At 69.5% G+C, this 21,155-nt stretch carries 16 protein-coding genes and 2 pseudogenes; 8 read left to right on the forward strand and 10 right to left on the reverse strand.

The genetic code is table 11. The features are described from left to right. Nucleotides 1-13: 13 nt before the first annotated feature. The 3 genes from HED23_RS10115 to aztD all read left to right on the forward strand — a co-directional run bounded on the left by HED23_RS10115 (nucleotide 14) and on the right by aztD (nucleotide 3,508). Entirely contained in the window at nucleotides 14-1,252 is a 1,239-nt protein-coding gene (locus HED23_RS10115; protein WP_203183069.1) for a hypothetical protein, read from the forward strand. Then, nucleotides 1,249-2,208, forward strand: a complete 960-nt coding sequence (gene aztC / locus HED23_RS10120) for a zinc ABC transporter substrate-binding protein AztC (RefSeq protein WP_203183070.1) — start codon at nucleotides 1,249-1,251, stop codon at nucleotides 2,206-2,208. Before HED23_RS10115 ends, aztC begins: the two co-directional genes overlap by 4 nt. A gap of 94 nt (nucleotides 2,209-2,302) precedes the next feature. Beyond that, nucleotides 2,303-3,508, forward strand: a complete 1,206-nt coding sequence (aztD, locus tag HED23_RS10125; RefSeq protein ID WP_203183071.1) for a zinc metallochaperone AztD — start codon at nucleotides 2,303-2,305, stop codon at nucleotides 3,506-3,508. Between the two features lie 345 nt (nucleotides 3,509-3,853). Here aztD and HED23_RS10130 read toward each other — a convergent pair whose 3' ends face one another. Beyond that, nucleotides 3,854-4,807: a helix-turn-helix domain-containing protein gene (locus HED23_RS10130; protein ID WP_203183072.1), complete on the reverse strand. Its 954-nt coding sequence runs from the start codon at nucleotides 4,805-4,807 to the stop codon at nucleotides 3,854-3,856. Nucleotides 4,808-4,910: 103 nt separating this feature from the next. On the opposite strand from HED23_RS10130, the gene HED23_RS10135 reads away from it, so the two are divergent. The 3 genes from HED23_RS10135 (at nucleotide 4,911) to HED23_RS10145 (ending at nucleotide 7,543) form a co-directional block, all read left to right on the forward strand. Beyond that, nucleotides 4,911-5,942 (forward strand): saccharopine dehydrogenase family protein, encoded by a 1,032-nt coding sequence (locus tag HED23_RS10135; RefSeq protein ID WP_203183073.1) that lies wholly within the window; start codon nucleotides 4,911-4,913, stop codon nucleotides 5,940-5,942. A gap of 92 nt (nucleotides 5,943-6,034) precedes the next feature. Then, the gene (locus tag HED23_RS10140; RefSeq protein WP_203183074.1) at nucleotides 6,035-6,997 is read left to right on the forward strand and encodes a winged helix-turn-helix domain-containing protein; all 963 of its coding nucleotides are present in this window, start codon (nucleotides 6,035-6,037) and stop codon (nucleotides 6,995-6,997) included. 75 nt (nucleotides 6,998-7,072) lie between these two features. Continuing rightward, on the forward strand, nucleotides 7,073-7,543 hold the full coding sequence (locus HED23_RS10145) for a hypothetical protein (protein WP_203183075.1): 471 nt from the start codon (nucleotides 7,073-7,075) through the stop codon (nucleotides 7,541-7,543). 42 nt (nucleotides 7,544-7,585) lie between these two features. Here HED23_RS10145 and HED23_RS35995 read toward each other — a convergent pair whose 3' ends face one another. After that, the gene (locus HED23_RS35995) at nucleotides 7,586-8,026 is read right to left on the reverse strand and encodes a transposase (protein WP_420803027.1); all 441 of its coding nucleotides are present in this window, start codon (nucleotides 8,024-8,026) and stop codon (nucleotides 7,586-7,588) included. Between HED23_RS35995 and HED23_RS36000 the strand changes: the two are divergent. Then, nucleotides 8,012-8,212: pseudogene (locus HED23_RS36000) on the forward strand (IS30 family transposase); the annotation flags it as partial. The gene HED23_RS35995 and the pseudogene HED23_RS36000 overlap by 15 nt on opposite strands. A gap of 116 nt (nucleotides 8,213-8,328) precedes the next feature. Here HED23_RS36000 and HED23_RS10155 read toward each other — a convergent pair. From HED23_RS10155 to HED23_RS10165, 3 genes and pseudogenes are all read right to left on the reverse strand, one after another. Next, nucleotides 8,329-8,664: a hypothetical protein gene (locus HED23_RS10155; RefSeq protein ID WP_203183077.1), complete on the reverse strand. Its 336-nt coding sequence runs from the start codon at nucleotides 8,662-8,664 to the stop codon at nucleotides 8,329-8,331. After that, nucleotides 8,661-13,706, reverse strand: a complete 5,046-nt coding sequence (locus HED23_RS10160) for a DUF6531 domain-containing protein (protein WP_238441905.1) — start codon at nucleotides 13,704-13,706, stop codon at nucleotides 8,661-8,663. Before HED23_RS10160 ends, HED23_RS10155 begins: the two co-directional genes overlap by 4 nt. A gap of 408 nt (nucleotides 13,707-14,114) precedes the next feature. Further along, nucleotides 14,115-14,435 (reverse strand): annotated as a pseudogene (locus HED23_RS10165) (IS5/IS1182 family transposase); the annotation flags it as partial. Between the two features lie 771 nt (nucleotides 14,436-15,206). On the opposite strand from HED23_RS10165, the gene HED23_RS10170 reads away from it, so the two are divergent. Further along, on the forward strand, nucleotides 15,207-16,478 hold the full coding sequence (locus tag HED23_RS10170; RefSeq protein WP_203183078.1) for a prolyl oligopeptidase family serine peptidase: 1,272 nt from the start codon (nucleotides 15,207-15,209) through the stop codon (nucleotides 16,476-16,478). Nucleotides 16,479-16,821: 343 nt separating this feature from the next. Here the strand turns inward: HED23_RS10170 and HED23_RS10175 are convergent, their stop codons facing one another. From HED23_RS10175 to fdxA, 5 genes are all read right to left on the reverse strand, one after another. Then, nucleotides 16,822-17,613: an alpha/beta fold hydrolase gene (locus HED23_RS10175; protein WP_086672930.1), complete on the reverse strand. Its 792-nt coding sequence runs from the start codon at nucleotides 17,611-17,613 to the stop codon at nucleotides 16,822-16,824. A gap of 460 nt (nucleotides 17,614-18,073) precedes the next feature. Further along, a complete protein-coding gene (gene dmpG / locus HED23_RS10180; protein ID WP_203183079.1) occupies nucleotides 18,074-19,087 on the reverse strand; it encodes a 4-hydroxy-2-oxovalerate aldolase in 1,014 nt (337 codons plus the stop codon). After that, entirely contained in the window at nucleotides 19,084-20,028 is a 945-nt protein-coding gene (locus HED23_RS10185) for an acetaldehyde dehydrogenase (acetylating) (RefSeq protein WP_203183080.1), read from the reverse strand. Before HED23_RS10185 ends, dmpG begins: the two co-directional genes overlap by 4 nt. Then, the gene (locus HED23_RS10190; protein ID WP_203183081.1) at nucleotides 20,025-20,831 is read right to left on the reverse strand and encodes a 2-keto-4-pentenoate hydratase; all 807 of its coding nucleotides are present in this window, start codon (nucleotides 20,829-20,831) and stop codon (nucleotides 20,025-20,027) included. The genes HED23_RS10185 and HED23_RS10190 overlap by 4 nt, the downstream gene beginning before the upstream one ends. Beyond that, complete coding sequence (gene fdxA, locus HED23_RS10195; RefSeq protein WP_069737871.1) at nucleotides 20,828-21,148, reverse strand: ferredoxin; 321 nt, start codon at nucleotides 21,146-21,148, stop codon at nucleotides 20,828-20,830. The genes HED23_RS10190 and fdxA overlap by 4 nt, the downstream gene beginning before the upstream one ends. Nucleotides 21,149-21,155: the final 7 nt, after the last annotated feature.

Genomic DNA, 21,155 nt, shown 5'->3' on the forward strand with positions numbered 1-21,155 from the left:
TGAGGCGATTTCCTTGTCCGTCCGAAGAAACGTCACTTCCTGGACGCCGACCGCGGTCGTGGCCCTCGCGCTGCTCGCCACGAGCTGTGCGGGTCAGGACGGCGACGCGCCCTCCCCGAAAGCTGGTTCCTCGGCGTCCGCCACCCCGCACGGCTACGTCGAAGGGGCGCAGGAGGCGGCCGAACAGCAGTCCCGGCTCCTGCTCAACGACCCGGCCACAGGTGACACCCGGGTACTCGACCTGGTCACCGGCAAGGTGCACGAGGTGTCCCGGACCGTCGGCACCTCGGGCCTCACCACGGACGGCAGGTTCGGATTCCTCCACACCGAGGGTGGTACGCGAGTCCTCGACGGAGGCGCCTGGACGGTGGACCACGGAGACCATGTGCACTACTACCGCGCCGCGATACGCGACGTCGGCCGCCTGCCCGCGGGCGCGCGCGTCCGCAGCGACGCCGCGGTCACCGCGGTGACCGGCGAGGACGGCCGGGCCGCCACCTACCCCCGGGCCGGGCTGGAGGACGGTGAACTGGGCGGCCCCCGCACCTTGCCCGGGACGTACGCCGGAGTCGTCGTGCCCTACGCGGAGCACCTCCTCGCCCTCACGGGCGACCCCGGCGGCTCCACGAAGGTCGTGGTGCACGACCGGGAGGGCAAGCGCGTCGCTTCGCCGGACGCGGAGTGCGAGGACCCGCGGGGTGACGCCGTCACCAGGCGCGGAGTGGTGTTCGGATGCGAGGACGGCGCCCTTCTGATCAGCGAGAACGACGGCCGCTTCGAGGCCGGGAAGATACCGTACGGCGCTGAGGTCCCCGCCGGGGAGAGGGCGTTGTCCTTCCAGTACCGCGCGGGCAGCGACACACTCACGGCGCCCGCCGGAGACCGTGCCGTGTGGGTACTGGACGTCACGGAGCGGACCTGGGCGCGCGTGGAGACCGGGCCCGTCGTCACCGCGAACACCGCGGGCGAGGGGTCACCGCTCCTCGTCCTCCAGGACGACGGAGCCCTGCACGGCTATGACATCACCACGGGCAAGAAGGTGTCCGGGACCGATCGGCTACTGACCGACGTCCCCGGGGCCCGGGCCGAAGGCACCCCAGGCCCTGCCATCGAGGTGGACCGCAGCCGGGCCTACGTCAACGACCCCGCCGGCAGCCGCGTGTACGAGATCGACTACAACGACGACCTGCGCGTCGCCCGGACCTTCGCCCTCGGCATGAAGCCCGCCCTGATGGTGGAGACCGGACGATGACGGCACCGAAGCGAACCGTTCTGCGGCTGCGCCGCCTGCTGCTGACCGTGATCACCCTCGTCTTCGCAGCCACCGCGACCGCTTGCACCAGCGGCGACGACCGGCCCAGGGTCGTGGTGACGACCAACATCCTCGGTGACATCACCCAGGAGATCGTCGGCGACGAGGCCGAGGTCACGGTGCTGATGAAACCGAACGCCGATCCGCACTCCTTCGGGCTGTCGGCCGTGCAGGCCGCCGAGCTGGAACGCGCCGACCTGGTGGTCTTCAACGGACTGGGCCTGGAGGAGAACGTGCTGCGGCACGTGGACGCCGCCCGCGAGTCCGGCGTGGCCGCCTTCGAGGTCGGCAAGGCCGTGGACCCCCTCACCTTCCGGCTGGGCGGCGACGGGGGCCCCGAGAAGGAGGCCGGGCAGCCCGACCCCCACTTCTGGACGGACCCCCACCGCGTACGGGAAGCCGCGGGACTGATAGCCGACCAGGTCGTCGAGCACGTGACCGGGGTGGACGAGAAGGCGGTCCGGGACAACGCCGCCCGCTACGACGGGCAACTCGCGGGCCTAACCACCTGGATGGAGAAGTCCTTCGACCGCATACCGGAGGACCGGCGGGCGCTGGTCACCAACCACCACGTCTTCGGCTACCTCGCGGAGCGCTTCGGCTTCCGCGTGATCGGTGCCGTCATTCCCAGCGGCACGACCCTGGCCTCCCCGAGCTCCTCCGACCTGCGCTCGCTCACCGAGGCCATGCGCGACGCGGGGGTCCGGACCGTGTTCGCCGACTCCTCCCAGCCCACCAGGCTGGCCGAGGTCCTGCGCACGGAACTGGGAGGCCAGGTACGGGTCGTCGAGCTCTACTCCGAGTCACTCACGGAGAAGGGCAAGGGCGCCGGTACCTATCTGCAGATGATGCGCGCCAACACCGACGCCATGGCCGAAGGCCTCACCGGCAACTGAGCCGCCCGGCCGGCCCACCGGAACGGGCACGGCCGGCTGTCACACCACGAGACACACCCACGCCGCCCCGCGCGGCCGGAAAGGAACACACACAGTGAACAAGTCGATACGCAACAGAGTCGTCACCGGAACCGCCCTCGCCCTCGCGGTCTCCACGGTGCTCACCGCCTGCGGGGGAGGGGGTGACGGCTCCTCCACCACCACGACCGCGAAGGACGAGCCGAGCGCCCCGCCCGCCGCCACGGCGAAGAACCCGTTGGTCGCCAGCTTCGACGGCGGCCTGTACGTCCTGGACGGCGAGAGCCTGAAGCTGACCAGCACGATCGCTCTGCCCGGGTTCAACCGCGTCAACCCGGCAGGCGACGACTCCCATGTCATCGTCTCCACCGACGCCGGCTTCCGGGTCCTCGACGCCGCCGCGCAGAAGCTCACCGACATCACCTACGAGGGTGCCAAGCCCGGCCACGTCGTACGGCACGCAGGCAAGACGGTCCTCTTCACCGACGGCACCGGCGAGGTGAACGTCTTCGACCCGGCCGGCCTCACCGAAGGCAAGAAGCCCGACGGCCGCACCTACGCCTCCGCCGAAGCGCACCACGGCGTCGCCATCGAGCTGAGCAACGGCGAACTCCTCAGCACCCTCGGCACCGAGGAGAAGCGCACCGGCGCACTGGTCCTGGACAAGAACAACAAGGAGATCAAGCGCAACGAGAAGTGCCCCGGCGTCCACGGCGAGGCCGCCGCCCAGGGCGAAGCCGTCGCCGTCGGCTGCGAGGACGGCGTCCTGATCTACAAGGACGGCGAGTTCACCAAGGTCGACGCCCCCGACGACTACGGCCGCATCGGCAACCAGGCGGGCAGCGACGCGTCGCCGGTCCTCCTGGGCGACTACAAGACCGACCCTGACGCCGAGCTGGAGCGACCGACCCGCGTCTCCCTCATCGACACCGCGACCGCGGAACTGCGCCTGGTGGACCTGGGGACCAGCTACTCGTTCCGCTCGCTCGGCCGCGGACCGCACGGCGAGGCCCTCGTCCTCGGGACCGACGGCACTCTCCACGTCATCGACCCGGAGACGGGCAAGGTCGAGAAGAAGATCCCCGTCGTCGACAAGTGGCAGGAGCCGCTGGACTGGCAGCAGCCCCGGCCCACCCTCTTCGTCCGTGACCACACCGCGTACGTCTCCGAACCGGGCAAGCGCAAGCTCCACGCCGTCGACATCGAGTCCGGGGAGAAGACCACGTCGGTGACGCTGCCGAAGGGCACGAACGAACTCTCCGGGGTCGTCGCCGGCCACTGACAAGCGGCTCGGCCGGCCCGCTTCGGCGCGGCCGGTCCCTCCGCCCATCCGGACAGCGCATGACGCGCGCGGCCGGGTGGGCGGCCACGGCGGGCTGTGGCGCCGTGCCCGCCCGGGGCGCGCACCCCGCACCCGCTGCCGACCGCACGGCGGAGCTCACGGGTGCTCTTCCCGTACGGCTCCGCCAACTGCGGCGAGCGGCAAACCGGCTTCGGTCACGGTATCCACGGCTGCGTGGGCCAGGCGCCCTCCGCGGAAAGCCGCAGATGGCCGGCGGTCCGAGGTCCGAAGGCGGCCGGGGCGGTGGCCGGCACGTCCGGATCGGCGGCACTTGGCCACGGCTGGTCAGCGAGCTCCGGCGCGCGTGCTGCGGAAGGTACGGCGGTAGGTGTCCGGAGGGACGCCGACGGTGCGGTTGAAGTGCCGCCGCAGTGTCGTGGCCGTGCCCATGCCGGTGGCCTCCGCGATGGTGTCGACGCTGTCACCGGTGGTCTCCAGCAACTCCTGGGCCCGCCGTATCCGCTGCACCAGCAGCCACTGCAGAGGGGTGGTGCCGGTCGCCGACCTGAAATGGCGGCCCAGATTGCGCGAGCTCATGTTCGCCCGGCGGGCCAGGTCCTCCACGGTCAGTGCCCGGTCGAGCCGTTCGATCGCCCAGGGGAGCAGTGTGGAGAGCGGGTGGTCGTCCCGGGCCGGCACGGGGGCCGTGACGAACTGAGCCTGACCGCCGGCCCTGTGCGGAGGCACGACCAGGCGGCGGGCCAGCGTGTTGGCGACCGCCCAGCCGTGGTCGAGGCGCACCAGGTGCAGGCACAGATCCATCGCGGCGGCCTTGCCCGCCGAGGTGAGCACCCTGTCGTCGTCCACATAGAGCACGTCCGGGTCGACCTCCACGCGGGGATGGCGGGTGGCCAGTTCCTGGGCGTGCGCCCAGTGCGTGGTCGCACGGCGGCCGTCCAGCAGGCCGGCGGCAGCCAGCACGAACGCCCCTGTGCAGAGGGAGGCCACCCGCGCGCCCGCCTCGTGGGCCGCGCGCACCGCTTCGACCAGTTCGGCGGGAGGCTCCTCGTCCACGTCGGCCCACCCGGGGACTATCACCGTGTCGGCTTCCGGGAGCCGGTCGAGTCCGCCGTCGGGCTCCAGCCGGAACCGGCCCACCCGCACCGGGCCCGGTCCGCACACGGCGACGCTGTACCAGGGATCGGCCACATGGGTCAGGTCGGAGCCGAAGACCTCGTACGCCAGGGAGAGTTCGAAGTGCAGCATTCCGTCGGTGACGGCCAGCGCGACAGTGGGCATGTCCGAAATTGTACGGGCGGCGGCGTTCCGGACACTCGTGCGCGTCGGCACCCGCCCGCAGAATGTTCACGATTGAACATTCGGGCACGGGGATGGGACAACCATGAATGGGACCAAGGCGATCGCGGTGTTCGGCGCTTACGGGCACACCGGGCGTTTCGTGGTGGCGGAGTTGCTCGACCGGGGGTTCGTCCCGCTGCTGTCCGGACGCGACCCGGAGAAGCTGGAGGCGCTCGCCGCGTCCCGTCCCGGGCTCGCCGTCCGGCCGGCCACGGTCGACGACCCGGCCTCGCTCGACCGTGCGCTGGCCGGCGCCGCCGCCGTGATCAACTGCGCCGGGCCCTTCGCCGTGACCGCCGCCCCGGTGGTCGAGGCGGCACTGCGCGCCGGGATTCCGTACGTGGACGTGGCAGCGGAGATCGAGGCCAATCTCGACACGTTCACACACTTCGCGGATCGCGCCCGTGCCGCGGGCACCGTGGTGGTCCCCGCCATGGCCTTCTTCGGGGGCCTCGGAGACCTGCTGGTCACTGCAGCGATGGGCGACTGGACGGCGGCCGACGAGGCGCATGTCGCATACGGGCTGAGCAGTTGGCACCCCACGGCGGGGACCCGTACCGCCGGAGCGGTGTCGGGTGAACGCAGGGAGGGGCGGCGCGTCCGTTACAGCCAGGGGCGGCTGGAGTACCACGACGACGCCCTGCCGACCCTGAAATGGCCCTTCCCCGAACCGTTGGGTGCCCGGGAGGTGATCGGGGAGTTCACCATGGCGGACGTCGTCACCGTCCCCAGTCATCTGGCCGTTCCCGAGGTGCGCACCTACATGGCGGTCGAGGCGGCGGGCGACCTGGCCGCTCCCGATACGCCGGCACCGACCGCCGTCGACGAGCGCGGCCGGTCCGGGCAGACCTTCCTCGTCGACGTCGTCGTCCGCTCCGGCGCCGCGGAGCGTCGTGCTGTGGCGAGGGGCCAGGACATCTACGCCGTCACCGCGCCGCTCGCGGTGGAAGCCGTGCACCGCATCCTCACGGGAAGGGTCAGGGCGCTCGGTGTCGCCTCTGCGGGCGCGGTCTTCGACGCCCCCGATTTCCTCGGCGCGCTGTCGGCGCACCTCGCGTTCGAACTCCACAGGTAAGCACCGCGATTCCCTGCCGCCGGCCCCGTCACGGGCCGTCGGCCGGCCACCGGAAGGACCGCTGGAACACCGTACGGGGATGCGCTCGGCGCATGGCTGAGGGGACAGCTGCGGCAAGTGGCACGGCACCGGGTGGCATTCGCTGCGAACTGCTGCGGCCCTTGCGCGCGTTGCGCGACGGCGTAGAGGTTCCGCTCGGACCTCCGAAGCAGCGCGCGGTGCTCGCGGTCCTGCTGCCCCAGGAGGGGCGCCCGATCTCGTACGACGGTCTGGTCGAGGCCGTGTGGGGCGGTGCGCCGCCGGTGCACGTGCGCAACCTGGTCCAGAAGTACGTCTCGGGTCTTCGCCGCGCCCTGGGCGACCGGGTGCAGTTGGTGTGGACGGGCAGCGGCTACCAGCTGGCAGGGATCCACGCCGACGACCTGCGCCGGCGCCGGAGGCTGGTGGACGAGGCGCTGGCCGCCCGTGAGGCGGGTGAGCTGCGGCGCGCCGCTGAACTGGCAGAAGAGGCCGAGGAGTTGTGGCGCACCCCCCGGCCGCCGGAGCGGCGAGAGTTGCCGGTGCACGACGGTGCCGATCGGCGGGCCGTACTCCGCGGACGTGAGGTTCACGCGCGGGCTGAGAGCGGAAGCCCACCGAGGGCATGCCGGTCTCGCAGTGGTCCCTCACCGACCAGCACACCGACCTGGTCGCGGGTCTCTCGGCTGACGGCACCCAGGTCACCAGCTCCACGGCCTGCGACCCCTACGGACAGGAGACCACCACCAACGGGACCACCCCTGGCCTCGGCTACGAGTCCGGGTGGACCGACTCCGAGTCCGGTGCCGGGCTGGTACCAGCCCGGCACCGGCGGCTTCACCTCCCGCGATACCTGGCAGCTCGCCCCGACACCGTCAGCGCAGGCCAACCGGTACGGCTATGCCGACGGGGCGCCCCTTGACGCGGCCGACCCCACAGGCCACTGCCCGGCGTGCGGCCTCGCCGCGCTCGGCGGCACCGAGGCACTGGCCGCCCTGGGCCGTGTCGCCAAGTCGGGCAGGGGGGGGAGAGGTTGAACGGTGTGGATCCGCGGCGGCCTCGTGAGTAGAACCCACGTGCCAGCGTTGCTGCGCATGGGCGATGATCCACTGATGTTGAACGTCACCGGTGCGGACGATGCCGCAAGCACGGCTCTCTTGCTGACCACGATGCATCGGCTGCACATGCGGCTGGGCGATTTCGCCACTCAGCTCTACATCGCCTACGACTTCGGGGATGAGTCTGGGCTGGTGCACGCCATCTTGATCGAAGAACGCGCTGCGGGGCCTGAACTGAGGACCTGCCACCGCTTCGGCTTCTTCGCTGAGGGTGACTCGGATGTCAGTGAGCTGCGGTTCTCGGCAGGTGTGACCATCGCGTCGACCGGGTGCATCGTTGAAGCCATGGTCGATGTCGACCTGGAACGACCTCTGGGAGAGTTCGGCGCCGATGTCCACGCCCTTGATCTTGAGCGGATCGATCAACTCTCCCCCCGGGACGCCTTGAGCCATTTGGAGGAGCAGGTCACGGCGCTCTGCACAATGGGTGATGTGCCGAATCGTCTGGGTTTCGATGCGCGCTGAGCGGTAATCTCCTCGGCGGCCACAAGGAGACGGGCGTGGGGATCACGCCCAGATGAGGAGTGAAGCCAGGGTGACGGCTGCGTCGTAGGAATGGACGGTCCTGTTTCGGGTGGCAATTCCGCACCGGTGCTTCAAGGTTGAAGCACCGCTCCGTAAAGTTGTGGCGATTATAGATCTCTCGGTTGAAGGCCGACGGGCGGCTTCCGCGCCGAGCCCGGTTACGGACCTGGTCGGATCGCTCGGAATTGTGTGCGGGATAGCACGACGACAGAGCCACGCGTGGATACCTTTCGAGCTGTAGCCCTTGTCGCCCCGGACGTGACCGGGCCGGACGCGGGGCCGCCCGGGTCCGGCCCGGGGCACCCGGATCGCTTCCATGACCGTGGTGAACTGAGTGCAGTCGTTGGTGTTGCCGCTCGTCACGACGAAGGCGAGCGGACGTCCCCGGCCCTCGCAGGCCAGGTGGTTCGCACCGCCGAGCACATGCGCGACGCTCTGGAGAAGACCGTGCAGAAGTCTGCCCTCGCATTCGACGCGCTCGCGGACCTGGAACCAAGGCTCGGAAATGGCAGCCCACACGCCTTCAGCTTCGCCACAGTCGCCGCCGAACTCAACGGACGCCCACGCAAGGCGCTCGGCCGGGAGGCCCCAGCCGAGCGCCTGCGCAAAACTACTCGCAGCCTCACACGGCCACGTTTTGCGACGATCCCTAGAAGACGAATACCGGTGGGGCTTTCGGCGCAACACCCGACCGCCATGCGCGGGCGCAATGCAGAGCTGCCCTACTACTCGGCGGCGCCGTTGCCGTCGACGAAGTTCAGGGAACTTTCCAGCGCACTCCGCAGATATGGTCGGGCATTTCCGGTGTCGGCCTTGCTCAAGAGGATCGTGAGGAAATCTGTGTCCGGGTACCCCGCAACGCCTGCCGACCTCGCGGCGTCGAGCTGCGACCAGATCGCGATCATCATTTCGTTGCAGGCGCGGGCCTTAGCCAGGCTGTCCGGAGTGTCACCGGCGAAGATCTCGCGCGCCGAGATTCCGATTCGGTGCCCGAGCGTACGCAGGAAGAACTCCCTCCGGTCCGAATCCAAAGCCGACTGGAATCGATCTCGGATGTTCATTGATCCATGTCCCAAAAGTCCTCGTCCGTCATTGGCCTGCCGCCGTACGGGTCGCGCGGAAGTGAATCGACATCGTATCCGCGTGAACGCAGAACGGCGATCCGGGTGTTGCCGTTCATGATGGTTCCATCCGGTTTCACCTTCAGTGACTCGTCCCGGCCGACACGCAAGGAACGGACAATTTCTTCGGTGCTCTGCTTGTGCCAGAAATCCAGCGAGCTCTTGTCGAGCGAGCTGTCCGGGTGCAAGGATTTCAGAGGTGCGCCGGCGGAGCTGTTCGGCAGTCCCCCGGACCTCAGGACGGAGGTCTCCGGTTCGTACGCCTGTCGCCTCCACCCCGTGAGACCGCCGACTCCGACGAGGGCCACTTGCTGGGTCAGCTCGTCGCCTGCTTCGGCGTAGAGGTCGGCGAGTGCGTCGCAGCCTTGTTGGCGGAGCATGTATTCGGCGCGGTAGAGGCGGTAGGCGGGGCGGACGGGGAGGTACTTGTCGAGGAAGGCGCCGGCGCCGCCGTTCTCGCCGGTGAAGGCGTCCTGCGCGTCCCCGAGGAACACGAAGGGCGACTTGACGACGTCGGCGAAGGCGTCACCGAAGATGCCCAGTACGTCGCCGATGCCGTCGACGCTGTCGTTCGGGTCTTCGGGGGCCCGGCCGTTGGGGTCGGTGAGCACGGTGGGCTGGTTGTCGGCGTAGGCGTACGGGGACACGTGGGGGGTCGAGGTGCTTCGGGTTGCCGGGTCGGTGCTGGTGAAGCGGCCGGTGGCCGGGGTGTATTGGCGGGCGTGGAGGTCGATGTTGCCGGTGGTTGTTTCGTAGCGGGCGCCGGTGTAGGTGGGGGTGCTTGAGGGCGCGCCGGTGGTGACGGTGCCCAGGACGCGGGTGCCGTAGGGGTCGTAGGCCCAGCGCTGGTGGAGGGCGCCTGTGCTGCTGGTGACGTCGAGCGGGGAGCCCTGGGTGTCGTGGTGGTAGTGGAAGACCGCACCTGCACCGGTTTTGGTGGCTGCGGGCTGGCCGAGGGGGTCGTAGCGGTAGGACTGTTTGACGGCCCAGGCGCTGTCGTACTCGGTGGCGAGGATCGGCAGGGGGGCGTTGGGGTCCCACTGGGTGCGGCTGGTGACCGCGCCGTCCTTGAGCGTGGCGACCTGGTTGCCACTGGCGTCGTGGTCGTAGGTGTGGTCGGTGCCCGCGACGGTGGCGGCGGAGATCTGTCCGGCCAGGTCGTAGGTGAAGGTGTTGGCGCCGGCCTTTGTCTGGTTGCCTTCCGCGTCGTAGTCGTAGGCAGTGGTGGTTGCCCCGGCGGTGGTGGAGGTGAGCTGGTCGGCGTCGTCGTAGGTGTAGCTGGTGGACGTGGCGCCTAGGGTGGAGGTCAGGCGGTTGCCGACCTTGTCGTAGGTGTAGGACGTGGTGCGGGTGGCGGCGCAGCCGGTGATCCAGGGCTGGGGGTAGCAGCCGGAGGTGAGGCGGCCCCCGGTGTCGTAGGTCTGGTCGTAGCCGCCGGTGCCGACTCCGGCCCGGGTGACGTCGACGCGGGTGGGCAGGCCGGCCGCCGACAGGGTCAGTGCGGTCCTGGTGACCGTCGTGCCCGCCTTGGCGGAGGTGACGGCGGTGACGCGGCCCGCCCGGTCGTAGGTGCGCTCCTCTGTCTCCGTGTTGGGCAGCGCTGTCTTGGTGAGGTTGCCCGCCGGGTCCGAGGTGTAGGTGGTGGTGGCACCGTCGGCCGTCATCGTGGCGGTGCGGCCGTCGTTGTCGTAGGTGTAGCCGATGGTGTTGCCGTCGGAGTACTTGCGGGTGAGCATCTGCCCGGCGGCGTCGTAGGTGTAGGCGAAGCCGCGGGTCTTGGTGAGATCACCTACCGCGTTGTAGACGAAGTCCTCGGAGATCTTCGCGTTGGCGCGGGCGGTCATCTGCCCCGCGTCGTCGTAGCCGAGGGTGACGTCGGGTGTGGTGTCCGAGTAGTCGATCTTGGTGACCAGGCCGCGGACGTCGTACGTCCGGGTGGTGGAGCCGCGGGGCGTCGTCACCTTGACCGGATTGCTGTCCGCGTCGTACGCGTACGTCGTCTCCCGGTCCAGCGGGTCGGTGACCGACGTCAGGCGGTGCGCCGCGTCGTAACCGTAGGTGGTGACGTGGTCGTTGGCGTCGGTCCGGCCGGTGATGTTGCCGACCGTGTCGTAGCCGTAGGTGGTGGCCGCGCCGCCGGGGGCGGTGACGGTGGTCAGCTGGTCGAGCTTGTTGTAGCCGTAGGTGGTGGCGCGCTGGTCGGCGTCCGTGCTCCGGGTGATGTTGCCGACGGCGTCGTACTCGGTTCTGGTCACGTTGCCGAGCGGGTCGGTGACCGTGGTCGGGTTGCCAGCCGGGTCGTAGCCGTAGGTGGTGGTGTACTGCGCGGGGGAGGCGCCGGTGACGTTGCCGCGCGGGTCGACGGCGGTGGCCTGGCGGCCGTCGTCGTCGTAGGTCCAGCTCTTCTTGTTGCCCAGGGGCGAGGTGCTGCTGAGCAGGTTCCCGTCGGCGTCGTAGGTGTAGGTGGTGGTCCTGCTCAGCTGGTTGGTGCTGCTGGTGAGCCGATTGTTCTTGTCGTAGACCGAGAGGGTCGTCTTGCCCGCGGCGTCGGTGACCTTGGTGACGTTGTCGTTGGCGTCGTACGTGTAGCCGGTGGTGTGGCCCAGCTGGTCGGTGTTCACCAGCGGCCGGTTGATCGCGTCGTAGGTCGTGGTGGTGAACGCGCCGGTGGGACCGGTGACCTTGGTGCTGTTCCCGGCGGCGTCGTAGGCGTAGCTCGTGGTGTGGGCGGCCGGGGCGGCGCCGGTGACGTTGCCGCGCGGGGAGACGCTTGTGAGCAGGCGTCCCACCTTGTCGTAGGTGTAGGTGGCCTTGTTGCCGGCGGCGTCCGTCTCGGAGGCGAGATGCCCGGCGGCGCTGTAGGTGCGGGTGACGAACTTGCCCGCCGGGTCCGTCGTCCGGATCAGGTGCCCGGCATCGTCGTAGGCGAATGCCGTGGTGTCGCCCTCGGGGTTCTTCGCGGTGAGGAGCTGCTCCGCGCCGTTGTAGGTGTAGGCAGTGGTGCGGCCCAACGGGTCGGTGGCCGAGCTGAGCAGTCCTCGCCCGTCGTAGGCGTACGTCGTGGTGTAGGCGGCTGGGTCGGCGCCGGTGACGTTGCCACGCGGGTCCGTCTTGGTCAGGATCCGCCCGGCCGCGTCGTAGGTGAACGTCGCCTTCTCACCCAGGGGTGTGGTCACCGACGTGCGGTTCCCGGCTGTGTCGTAGCCGTAGGTGGTGACCTTGCCCCGCGGCGTCTTGACCGTCTGGATGGCACCGAGTGTCGTGTACGTGTAGACGGTGGTGCCGTCGAGCGGGTCGGTGGTCGTCGTCAGCTGGTTCGACGTGTTGTACGCGTAAGTGGTCTTGTTGCCGCGGCCGTCGGTGTGGCTGGTGATGTTGCCCGACGTGTCGTAGGTCCAGATTTCCTTGTAGCCGAGCCCGGAGGGCGAACTGCGCGTGAGCATGCGGCCGGCGCTGTCGTACGTCATCGACGTGGTGTTGCCGCGCTGGTCGGTGATGCCCACGGGTCGCAGATTGCGGTCGTAGTCGTAGGTGATGCTCTTGCCGTACGGGTCTGTGGTCGACATGAGGACGTTGCCGGAGTACACGTCGGTCCATATGCCGCCGTCGGGCGCCGTGGTGTGTGACTCGCGGCTGCCGTCCCAGGTGAACGTGGTCGTCTTGGTGTTCTGGTCGGTCTGGGAAGTGATCCGGCCGGTCGTGTCGTAGGTGTTGCTGACCTTGCCGCCTGCGGGGTCGGTGTAGGACGACAGCCGCTTGTTCGCGTCGTACGTGTAGGAAGAGGTCTTTCCGGCGGGGTCGGTCACCGAGGTCAGCAGGCCACCGGTGTAGCCGTAGGACACCGACGTCGTGTCCGGCAGGGCCACCTTGGTCAGGAGCCCGTCCGTGCCGACCGTGAACGTCGTCGTGCGTCCGGCGGCGTCCTTGACGGAGGCGAGCTTGCCGGACGCGTACGTCAGGTTCAGCCCCTTTCCTGCCTTGTCCACGACGGAAACGAGCTGACCACCGCTGGTGAAGGTCCGCTTGGTGTGGTCGGGCGTGGTCAGGATGTAGTCACTGGTGCCTTTGACCAGCTTGGCCGCCGATCCGGCCGGAGCCTTGTACGTTCCGTCGCTGTTCTGCGTGAACACGAACGACGCCCCGTCGTCCGCCCGGTAGGTGACCTTTCCCGTCGCGACCGTGAGCTTCGAGTCGAACGGTGTTGCCCAGCCGCGGCCCAGCAGGCCCGCCGTGACCGAGTCGGAACGGTACGTCCGCTCCAGGGCGAAGGGCACACCTGGGCCGACCAGGGAGGCGTCGGTGAGCTGTTCGAAGAACATGCCGGTCGCCGTGTTGACCGGGTCCGCACGGTGAGCCTGCGCGTAGCAGGTGCAGATGCCCGCCTGCGCTCCGGGAATGTCAGGCGTGTAGAAGGCTTCCACCAGGGGCGAGGTGGTTCCGCCCGGACTCGAAGACCCGTCCGTGCCGGTGAGGAAGATCCAGGCGTAGTACTTCTTGCCGTCCTCGAGATGCCCCCCGAGCGTGCTGCCGCTCCACCAGAAGCACTGGTCGGCGGGGTAGGCGTTGCCCGGCCACCACCCGTAGCACCAGGCACCGTTGTCGAGGTAGCGGCCCGAAGGGTCACCGGTGGTGCGCTTGATCTCCTGCTGGTGGACGTAGTTCCCCGCCTCGTCGCGGACGTAGAGCCACATCCCGGACACCTGGGATGCCGTCGTGCCCGCAGGCAATTGCAGCTGCCCGCCGATCGACAGCATCGCCGGGTAAGCGGTGGCGTACGCGCTGACCCACGTGGGATTCCCGGTTGCCTGTGCGCCGAACGGAGTTGCCGATCTGCTGGCGGCCGGGCCCCGGTCGGCTGGTTCGGTGGGGCGGGGGTGCGGTGTACCGGACGGCTTCTCCGCGCGCGGGTCGATGTACTTGTGCATGGGCGACAACTCGCCCCGGTCCCGCTTCACCTGCTGGCGTCTCTCGGCCAGCGTCATGGCCTTGGGCGGCTTCGGGAGGTCCGAAGCGGTCCTCGCCGCGGCCGTCCGTATGGCAGACGATGGGGGCGTGGAGGTCTGTTGGCCTCCGGGAGATGCCCAGGAGGGGATGACCCCTGCGACGGCCAGGAGAGCCAGAGCCAGGAGTGTCGTGAGGAGTCTTCGCGCTTGTGTGCGCACAGTGCATCACCCGTGAGTAAGTCGTGAACAGAGTCGGGGTGATGCTTGATCCAAAAGCGGATCGAACTAACGCACGGCGGCGGATGGGGCTGGATCCCGACGTGTCGCACCGAACGGCGCCCGGAGTGTCTCCTGGTCGCAGGGCCAACCAGCCGCCCCCTGATGGGTGATTGGCGTGAACACGCCTTTCTGTCCTGGAGGCGGTAGTTGAACACCCGGCGAGCAGCCGGCCAAGCCTGGATTTCTGTTCGGAGACTGGAGCCACAGCAACTGACCGCCGGGATCGGTGACGACCTGCACGTTCACGCCGTGGCGCCGGTGCTGTGCGAGCAGTCGGCCCGGGCGTCGCCGACCCGGTCGCGCGCTGCGAGGGTGCCGTCGAGCAGGACGAACGCGGGTTCGTGCTCGCGCGGGTACACCAGTGCCACCATCGCGGCCCTGGGACGGGCGGAGCTTTCAGCGCCGGTCGCCCTCACGGGTGATGATCAGCATGGTGACCCACTCCACGAGTGCATGCGGCAGGTCGAGTGCGGCAGGATGAATGACCAACGAGGCCCCCGAGCATGGTGATTGAGACGTCAGACATCTCGATCAACAGCCCGGGGGCCTCGCTCGTTGCGCTTCACGGCCCATCACCCGATCGGTGGCCAACTCGAAGAAGCTCAATGTCCCAGAAAAGTCCCAGGGGCTCCGTCCCACCTCGCCGCGCCTCACGTCTGTGCAGGTCAGGATGGGCGCGACGGAGCCTTTCTTGAAGGCTTTCAGATGTCCCGGAAGAGACCAGTCGCTCAGCTGACCTGCGGGAACGTTCGACCACTAGCCTTTGACCTGGGGAAATGACCTTTCGGTTGTTTCACGCTTGTGCCCCTTGATGCGGCTGAAAGTCCCAGGAAAGTCCCAGAGGGCTCCCAAGGAGACCAGGCGTTCTTTCCAGGTCATGCGGGCTGTGCCGCGCGGCGTCTGCCGGCGTGGCGGGCGCAGCAGACAGCGGCGGCAGGAAGACCTGCCGGAGATTCGTTTTTCCCGCGCCGCGGTCCGCTGAGCGGAACACAAGCGTCGCGCGCCTGTCCAGCGAGTCACATGATGACTCCCTCGTCGCTCCGGCCTCTCAGGAAGTTCAGCACGATCCGCTGTCGGGCAGCGCATTTCCTGCCTGACGAACCGCCTCGTTCGAGCACCCCTCTGTCAGCTGTTCCCGCTTGAGCTGTTCTCGCCTCAGCTCCGGTCGGAAGAGGCCGACCCTTCTCCCACTCGGCGGCGGCCGTGCTCGGTTCGGCACACAGGCCGCGATAGGGCCTTCGCACCCCTTGAGGAGTTCGCATGGCAACACACATCAGTCGGCGCACCATCCTGGCCGCCGGCGCCGGTGCCGGCATGCTGTCCTTGCCCGGCGTCGCCGCGTACGCCGTCGACCGTGCGCCCACCAGCGTGAGATTCACCCTGAACGCCCAGGTGCTCGATGGTGGCGAACAAGTCACCTCGATCACCCTCGAGACCGCCCGGCTCGGCCCGATCGACCCGGCCGGTCTGACCGCCGGCACGTTCGGCGTGCACGCCAAGGCCACCCGCCCGTTCGCCCTCACCCCCGACGACAGCAGGCTCGCGTACGACCTCGACCGCACGGTGACCGCTGTGCGGCTCGACCGCGAGGGCAACCTCGTGCTCGAACTGGCTCATGGCGAAGGCCAGTCAGGGGCGAGCACGCTCGGCTACCTCGCGACCGAGGGCCGCAACGTGATGCTCGACCTCGTCTACACCCTCACGCAACGGGCCCCGATCGCCCTGCGCAATCACCGGTCGATCACCATCGGCACCTTCGTGCAGAACCCTCAGCTCTCGGACCCCGAAGTGGACGCGTTCAGCTCCCACATATCCGGCTCGGGGATGAAGTACCGGCTGTACTCGCCCGCCGATTCCCGCTACTCGCGACGCGGCAAGCGCCCGCTGATCGTCTGGCTGCACGGCGGAGGTGAGGGCGCCTCACTGCCGAACGACTACTACGACAACGAAGTCACGCTGCGAGCCAACCGCGGCGCCCTGGGCTTCGCCACCCCCGAGGCACAGCGCATCTTCGACGGCGCCTATGTCGTCGCCCCGCAAAGCACCTCCTACTGGATGGAGGACGGTCCCCGCTTCGCCCCTCTCATTCACGAGATCATCAGCGACGTCACGCGCGGGAACCACATCGACCGCGACCGGATCTACGTTGCCGGCTGCAGCAACGGTGGCTACATGAGCATGAAGATGACCACCGTCCATCCCCATCTGTTCGCCGCCTCCGTGCCGATCTGCGGCATCGTCACGGCCTTCCCGCCCGGGAGCGCACCTCTGCTCCCCGACAGCGAGCTGGCGCAGATCACCACGCCCAGCTGGCTTGTCGCCTCCAACGACGACCTCACCGTGGACCCGCAGGCCAACACCGCCCACGCGCACGATGTGATCCCCGGCTCGCTTATGACGCTCTACGACCACGTCGACTGGAACGGCTACCGGTTCGTCGGCCACTGGTCGTGGATCTACGTCGCCCGCAATGACCCCAGTACCAAGGGAACCCACATCTGGCAGTGGATGGCCGCCCAGCGTCGGCACTGAAGGCGGACCTCCCCGGGCAGAACCACCGCCGGCCGGCACCATGCATGGAGGTATCGATGAGCGAAGTAGATGATCCGGTTACTTTCCGGGCGTCATCGTCGCGGGATCCTCGCTCTCTGCGGGCGTCGCCGGATCGGCGCTGCTGATCACCCGGGAACTGCTCGCGACGCCCGCCGCCGCGGCCACGGAGCCCTGAGGGCCCACGGCACGGCTTCCCTCGCTCCTTCGCGCACGCGTCGCTGGTGCTCCATGGCCGCCGCCATGGGGGCGACGACCCTCGCGATCAGCATTCCTGCGGGGAAATGCGGCGTCCCCTCCGATGGGGCGCGCTCGTCCTGCCGGGTCAGCCGCGGCCGGCCCACTCCAGGACGGTAGCGGCGAACTCCTGCGGCACCTGCTCCGGCGCCGCCGCGTGTCCTGCGGACAGCACTCGGGTCGGACAGCCGATCGCCGCCGCGAACTTCGCCAGGGATGGCATGGAGTACCCGTCGTCGGGGGCGCAGACCGCGAGCGTGCGCGCGGTGATCTTCGGCAGGCGGGGTTCCATGGCGTAGCGGCGTACCGCCTGGTGGCCCTCCTCGACACGGTCGAGGACGGTCAGCGCGTCGATGACGTACCGGCCCAGGGCCGCCTCCTCGCCCGGCTGGTAGAAGCCGCGCCGGTTGTCCCACAGCTGCCGCAGGTGCGTGCCGTCCGGCGCGGGGTCGACATGGTCGACGCGCCCGCGGGAGCCCCGCTTCTCGTCGTCGACGAACGACGTCGCCGAAAGGAGGAGGCTTGCCACGCGGTCCTGGAATCGGGCTGCCACCTCGACGGCGACCACCCCGCCGGTGTGGTGCCCGACCAGGTGGAAGTGGTGCAGGCCGAGCGCCTCGATCAGGTCGCCGACGCCGTCCGCGAAGCGTTCGATGGTGTGCTGCCCCTCGGGCTTCGCGGACGCTCCGTAGCCCAGGGTGTCCATCGCGATCGCCCGGTACCGGGCACCGACCAGGGGGAGCACGTCGAGGTACTCCGTCCAGGAGCGGGGCGTCTGGTGGAGCAGCAGTACGGGCTCGCCGTCGCCGGTCTCCACGTAATGCAACTGGCCGAAGCGGCTGGGCACATAGCCCTTCCGCAGCGTGTTCGTGTCCGTCATGCGGGAGTCGCTTTCGTCACAGGGCCGGCAGCACCGAGGCGCCGACGGATTCGATGAGGTCGGTGGGCGGGGCGTACGAGCCGACGTGCTGCAGGAACACCCCCTGCACGCGCGCCGTCGGCGTGCAGGGGGACGGTCCGCTCCCGGCTGCGCGACCCGCAGCCCGCGGTGCCGCTGCACACGGTGGCGAGCGGGCCACGCAACCTCCGGCTCGCCGGTGAGGCGACCGATGGCGTGATCCTGCGCCGGACCCGTGAACGCGCACTCGTCACCGTTCACGAGCGCACGCAGCACCGTAAGGCCCTCGCGCAGCGCGGCGGTCATGCTCCGTAGCAGGCCGGCCCGACCACGCGCTGTCGAAGCCGAGCGCCTCCGCCCTGCGCACCGTCGCCACGATCCTTGTCGGCGCGGTCGCAGGGCGGGATACGGATGTCGGCCTTCAACCGGGTTGCCGACCAGCTCACTTGGCGTCGCGCGCCGTCAGGTCGAGCGCGATGTCCGTGATCATGTCCTCCTGGCCGCCCACCATGCCGCGGCGGCCGACCTCGACGAGGATGGTGCGGGTGTCCAGGCCGTAGCGGGCGGCTGCCGCCTCCGCGTGGCGCAGGAAACTGGAGTAGACGCCCGCGTAGCCGAGGCTCAGCGTCTCGCGGTCCACGCGCACTTCGCGGTCCTGGAGGGGGCGGACGAGGTCGTCTGCTGCATCCATCAGGGGGAAGAGGTCGCAGTGGTGCTTCCAGCCAAGGAGGTCCGCGACCGCGACGAAGGCTTCGAGGGGGCAGTTGCCCGCGCCCGCGCCCTGGCCGGCGAGGGAGGCGTCGACGCGGGTGACGCCCTCCTCCACGGCCACGACCGTGTTGGCGACACCGAGGGCGAGGTTGTGGTGGGCGTGGATGCCCAGCTCGGTGGCGGGGTCGAGGACTTCGCGGTAGGCGCGGAACCGGTCGCGTACACCGTCCATGGTGAGGCGGCCGCCGGAGTCGGTGACGTAGACGCAGTGCGCGCCGTAGGACTCCATCAGCTTGGCTTGGCGGGCGAGCTCGGTGGGCTCGGCCATGTGGGACATCATCAGGAATCCGGCGACGTCCATGCCCAGCTCCCGCGCGGCGGCGATGTGCTGGGCGGCGATGTCGGCCTCGGTGCAGTGCGTGGCGACGCGCACCGAGCGGATGCCGAGCGCGTGGGCCTGCTTGAGGTCGTGGATGGTGCCGATGCCGGGGAGGAGGAGCGTGGTGGGGACGGCGGTGTTGGTGGCGTCGACGACGGCCTCGATCCACTCCCAGTCGGTGTGCGCGCCGACGCCGTAGTTGACGCTGGAGCCCGCGAGGCCGTCGCCGTGCGCGATCTCGATGGCGGCGATCCCGGCGGCGTCGAGGGCGGCCGCGATGGAGCGTGCCTGGTCGGTGGTGTAGCGGTGGCGGACGGCGTGCATGCCGTCCCGCAGGGTGACGTCCTGGACGTAGAGACTGGTCACTTGGCGGCCTCCGTCGCGTGGTGCGCGGCCATGCGCTCGGCAGTGCGCAGCGCGGCCGACGTCATGATGTCGAGGTTCCCGGCGTAGGCGGGCAGGTAGTGTGCGGCGCCCTCGACTTCGAGGAAGACGGACACCTTCAGCGCCTCGCCGGTGCCGGAGGGGGCGAGGGAATGCAGTGGGTCGCCGGGGCGGACCGTCTCGTATTGAACCTTCTGCTTGAGGCGGTAGCCGGGCACGTACGCCTGGACGCGGCCGACCATCTCCTCGACCGACGCCGTGACGGCCTCCTCGGCGCAGGCGGAGACGACACAGTGCACGGTGTCCCGCATGATCAGCGGGGGCTCGGCCGGGTTGAGGACGATGATCGCCTTGCCGCGGGCGGCGCCGCCGACCTGCTCGATGGCGGAGGAGGTCGTCTCCGTGAACTCGTCGATGTTGGCGCGGGTGCCGGGGCCGGCCGAGCGCGAGGAGATCGAGGCGACGATCTCGCCGTAGTGGACCGGGGTGACCGCGTCGACCGCGGCGACGACGGGGATGGTCGCCTGGCCGCCGCAGGTGACCATGTTGACGTTCGGGGCAGCCAGGTGGGCGTCGCCGTTCACCGATGGGACGACGTACGGGCCGACGGCCGCCGGGGTCAGGTCGATGAGGGTGCGGCCGAGGGGGCGCAGGACGTCCTCATGGTGGCGGTGGGCCCCGGCGGAGGTAGCGTCGAAGACGTACTCCACGTCCGCGAACTCCGCCATCTTCACCAGGCCCTCGACGCCCTCGTGCGTGGTGGCGACCTTCAGACGGCGGGCGCGGGCCAGACCGTCGGAGTCCGGGTCGATGCCGGCCATCGCCGCGATCTCCAGCGTCTCGGACAGCCGGAGGATCTTGATCATCAGGTCGGTTCCGATGTTTCCGGAGCCGATGACGGCGGCCCTGGTGCGGGTACTCATGCGGTGTGTCCCTCCTTTGCGAACTGCACGCTGATACGGCCCAGTTGACTGATCCGGGCCTCGAAACGGTCGCCGGGCGAGGCGGCGGCCATCGGGCCGAGCGCCCCGGTGAGCACGACGTCACCGGCCCGCAGCGGGTCGCCCGCCGCGGCCAGCGTCGAGGCGAGCCAGGCGGCGGCGTTGAGCGGGGAGCCGAGGCAGTCCGCGCCCGTGCCCGTGGAGACCGGTTCCGCGGCGCCCTCGCGCGTCATCGTCATCCGTACGGCGCGCAGGTCCAGGCCCGACAGCGGCACGGGGGCGCCCCCGAGCACGTACAGGCCGCTGGAGGCGTTGTCAGCGACGGTGTCGACGATGGTGATGTCCCAGTCGGCGTTGCGGCTGTCGACGATCTCCAGGGCGGCGAGTGCGAAGTCGGTCGCCCGGATCACGTCCGCCACTGTGCACTCCCGGTGCGGCAGGTCCGCTTTGAGTACGAGAGCGACCTCCGCCTCGACCTTGGGCTGGATGAGTCGCCCGGCCGCGATGGTGCCGCCGTCGGGTACGGCCATGTCGGCGAAGAGCGTTCCGAAGTCCGGCTGGTCCACGCCGAGCTGTGCCTGCACGGCGGGGGAGGTCAGTCCGATCTTGCGTCCGGCGATGCGACGGCCCGCTGCCAGGCCGCGCTCGACGTTGAGGCGCTGAACGCCGTACGCGCTGTCGATGTCGCCCCGGGGGAGCAGGGACCGTACGGGAGTGCAGGGCTCACCCGTGCGCTCGGCTGCCAGCAGGGCGTCGGCTGCCTTCGCCACGATCGCGGCGCTCATCGGGCGCTCACCAGCGGTGTGTCGACGCCCACAGGACCGAGTGGCGTCGCTCCGCCGGGGGAGCCGAGGGCGCTGTCGCGGCCGGGGAGGATCTCCGTGAAGAAGCGCCTGTTGTCCTCGCGGAAGTCGGGATCGGCCTTGCGGTCCACCGTGATCGCCTGTTCGGGGCAGGCGACTTCACAGGCGCCGCAGTCGATGCACTCCACCGGGTTGATGTAGAGCTTGCGCTCGCCCTCGTAAATGCAGTCGACCGGGCACTCCTCCATGCAGGACCGGTCCATGATGTCGACGCAGGACGCGCCGATGACGTACGCCATGGTGTGT

It is taken from the genome of Streptomyces pratensis, from assembly GCF_016804005.1.
In the GTDB taxonomy this organism is placed as follows: Bacteria; Actinomycetota; Actinomycetes; order Streptomycetales; family Streptomycetaceae; genus Streptomyces; species Streptomyces pratensis_A.